The 2955-nt window shown below is 74.0% G+C and carries 4 protein-coding genes and 1 pseudogene; 4 read left to right on the top strand and 1 reads right to left on the bottom strand.

The window, feature by feature from the left end; all coding sequences use genetic code 11:
- Positions 1 to 412, top strand: a pseudogene (locus tag G6028_RS17090) (phospho-sugar mutase); the annotation flags it as partial.
- 95 nt (positions 413 to 507) lie between these two features.
- Here G6028_RS17090 and upp read toward each other — a convergent pair.
- A complete protein-coding gene (gene upp, locus G6028_RS17085) occupies positions 508 to 1131 on the bottom strand; it encodes a uracil phosphoribosyltransferase (RefSeq protein WP_182659578.1) in 624 nt (207 codons plus the stop codon).
- Positions 1132 to 1238: 107 nt separating this feature from the next.
- Between upp and G6028_RS17080 the strand changes: the two genes are divergently transcribed.
- The 3 genes from G6028_RS17080 to G6028_RS17070 form a co-directional block, all read left to right on the top strand.
- Complete coding sequence (locus tag G6028_RS17080) at positions 1239 to 1586, top strand: type VII secretion target (protein WP_182659577.1); 348 nt, start codon at positions 1239 to 1241, stop codon at positions 1584 to 1586.
- Positions 1583 to 2728: a C40 family peptidase gene (locus G6028_RS17075; RefSeq protein ID WP_182659576.1), complete on the top strand. Its 1146-nt coding sequence runs from the start codon at positions 1583 to 1585 to the stop codon at positions 2726 to 2728. The genes G6028_RS17080 and G6028_RS17075 overlap by 4 nt, the downstream gene beginning before the upstream one ends.
- The coding region (locus tag G6028_RS17070; RefSeq protein ID WP_182659575.1) for a hypothetical protein at positions 2725 to 2955 on the top strand (231 nt) is incomplete at its 3' end. The genes G6028_RS17075 and G6028_RS17070, both read left to right, overlap by 4 nt.

Raw genomic sequence — 2955 nt, 5'->3', positions numbered from 1 at the left:
GGTGGCGGACAAGGACGGGATCTCCGCGGCCGGCGCGTGGTGCGCGATGATCGGATCGGGCGGCCCGCCGGTCGGGGCGAGGCTCGACGCGCTCGCCGAGGAGTTCGGGGCGCATGTGCGGCGCAACGTCCCGCTCCCTCTTCAGCCCGGCTCCGACCCCGCCGTGGAACTCCGGCGGGCGGCCGATCTGCTGGTCTCGACCGGCACGGTGACCCCGTTGGACGGCTCCGCCGGTTTCCGTGTCTCGACCCCGGGCGCCCGCGCGGTGATCCGTCCGTCCGGTACCGAGCCCCTGCTCAAGACCTACGTCGAGGCGTGGACCCCGGCACGACCGTCCGCGTCCGACCGGGCGGACGCGGCGCGACGGGTGGCCGCTCTCGCCGACTCGGTCGCCTCGGCCGTCGCCTCCTGAGCGGGGGGCGTCCGAGCTGAGGGCTCCCGGCGGAGGGCTACCGCGCGGAGGGTTTCCGAGCGGTGGCGTCCCAGCGGTGGCGTCCCGGGTCCCGGTCAGCGGGGGCCGAACAGGCGGTCGCCGGCGTCGCCGAGTCCGGGGACGATGAAGGCGTCGTCGTCGAGCCGGTCGTCGACCGTCGCGGTGACGAGCCGGGCCGCCAGCCCCGACGCCCGCACCGTCTCGATGCCCTCCGGTGCGCACAGGACACAGACCACCGTGACCCCGGTCGCGCCGCGCTCGGCGAGGGTCTCCAGGGTCGAGACCAGTGAGCCCCCGGTGGCGAGCATCGGGTCCAGCACCACCACGTGCCGGCCCGAGAGGTCGTCGGGCAGGGAGCACAGGTAGGACACCGGGACGTGGGTCTCCTCGTCGCGCGCCAGGCCCACGAACCCGACCTGCGCTCCGGGGAGCAACCGGGTGGCCGGGTCCAGCAGACCCAGTCCCGCCCGCAGGACCGGCACCACGAGCGGGACGCCGTCCACCGCGACACCGGTCGTCTCGGCCACGGGCGTGGTGACGGGCACCTCGGTGGTCGGGATGGAGCGGAAGGCCTCGTAGCAGAGCATGGTGCCGAGCGCGTCCATCGCCGCCCGGAAGCCGGCGGTGTCGGTGGCGGAGTCCCGCAGCGTACGGAGCCGGTCTCCGACCAGCGGGTGGTCCACGACGATGATGTCCATGCCCGACAGGATTCCACAACGGAGAATTCTCCGATCGGGCGGAACCGGAGCGAGTCCGCGAAGCGTCGAACCCTGTGACGGGACAAGAGGCGACGAGGGGCGAGGCAATGGCGGACGGAGCGATCGACGTCCACGAGGACGGATTGCGGGAGCTGGGTACGGGGCTGACCACGTTGGCCGAGGTCCTGGGGGGAACGCTCGGGGCCGTGGACTCGCTACCCATCGACGCGGTGGCACCGGTACTCGGACCGGTCGGGGCCGACTTCATGTCGGCGCTGCTCACGGCCACCGCGCGGCACCGGGAGGTGCTCGCCGGGGTGGCGCGGGTCAGCGACGCCGCAGGGCAGCTGGTCCTGGAGACCGGCCGGTTGTACTCCGAGACCGACGCGGCGGGTGCCGACGCCCTCGGCGCCGCCGGGACCGACGTCGCCGGGATCACGGTGCCGGGCCGATGATCGCTGACGCGCTGGCCTACGCGGGGCCCATCCGGCAGATCCTCGACCTGCTCTCGGCCGAGGAGTTCGTCCCCGAGCCGGCCCGGGACGTCATGCGACCGGTCAGTGACGGGTTGGAGGTGGCCCAGCGGCTCGGGCCACCGCTCGAGCGACTGCTCTCGGAGACGTGGGATTCGCTGGCCTCACTGGGCGCCGCCCACTCGGTGGCCGAGATCGGTCGGACGGTGGGGGCGCTCACGGAGTCCGCGGTCGAGATCGCGAGGGTCACCGCCGTCGCCGCCGACATCGTGGTCCGCGGCACCATCGAGGTCATCGGCATCGTGCAGCAGTTCATCGCCCGCGCCGCGGCGCTGGGACCCACGCTGATGACCCCGCCCGGCCAGGTCGCGCTGCTGGGTCTGGCGACGGAACACCTGGCCCGCGGCATCCAGGTGGCCGAGCGGGTCCAACTCGAGCTCAAGGGACCGACCCTCGAGCTGCGTGCCGTCGCCGCCGGCATCCCCGATGCCCCGGGCGTACCGGGGGGCATCACGGACTCGAGTACGGGCGGAGCGATCAACGCCTCGACCGCCGCCCACACCGGCTCCGGACCCGGTTCGCTCGGCTCCTCGGGAACCGCCTCCGCGGACGGCATCTCGCCGAGTGGCGCCGCGTACCCGGGTGGCGCCGGGGACCCGGGTGGCGCCGGGGGGTCAGCGAGCGGAGCGGGAGACTCCGCAGGGGCCGGGGCAGGGGTGCTCGGGGGCGGTGTCGACGTCGTGCTGCCCGACGGGTCCGTGGCCACCGCGCCCAACGAGCAGGCCGCCGGGGCCGTCCGCAACGCGCTCAGCCAGCAGGGTGTGCCCTACGTGTGGGGCGGGACCACTCCCGGCCAGGGTCTGGACTGCAGCGGCCTGACCCAGTGGGCGTACCGGGACGCCGGGGTCGAGATCCCCCGTCTGGCCCAGGAACAGGGAGTGGGGGCACAGGTGTCGCGGTCGGACCTCATGCCTGGCGACCTGGCGGTGTGGGACGGCCATGTCGCGATGTACATCGGCAACGGCCAACTCGTCGAGGCCGGTGACCCCGTGTCGGTCTCGGGGCTGCGTACCGACAACATCGGCATGTCCTTCTACGGCTTCTACCGTCCGACCGGCGGATGACGGCCGAGACCTGCCGCCACACCGACCCGATGACCGGGGTCGTCGCCGAGGTCGGTACCGACGGCGTGCCGGTGGGCCTGGCGCTGCCCGCGGAGCTGCTCGACCGCGGGCCCGCGGACGTCGCGCGGGCGGTACTGCGCACTCTCACGGCAGCGGCGTGCGAGGCCCGCGAGCTGCTCGACCGACTGGCCGAGCAGGAATGGGACGGGCAGGAATGGGACGGGCAG

Origin of the sequence: Dietzia cercidiphylli, from assembly GCF_014145145.1 — a bacterium.
GTDB lineage: Bacteria > Actinomycetota > Actinomycetes > Mycobacteriales > Mycobacteriaceae > Dietzia > Dietzia natronolimnaea.
Note: the sequence above shows the minus strand (reverse complement) of the source record. Positions and strands in the feature narration are given on the sequence as shown.

Bases quoted from the DNA above. Each gene is read 5' to 3' on its own strand.
- upp (WP_182659578.1), bottom strand. From the start codon at position 1,131: ATGGACATCATCGTCGTGGACCACCCGCTGGTCGGAGACCGGCTCCGT.
- G6028_RS17080 (WP_182659577.1), top strand. From the start codon at position 1,239: ATGGCGGACGGAGCGATCGACGTCCACGAGGACGGATTGCGGGAGCTG.
- G6028_RS17075 (WP_182659576.1), top strand. From the start codon at position 1,583: ATGATCGCTGACGCGCTGGCCTACGCGGGGCCCATCCGGCAGATCCTC.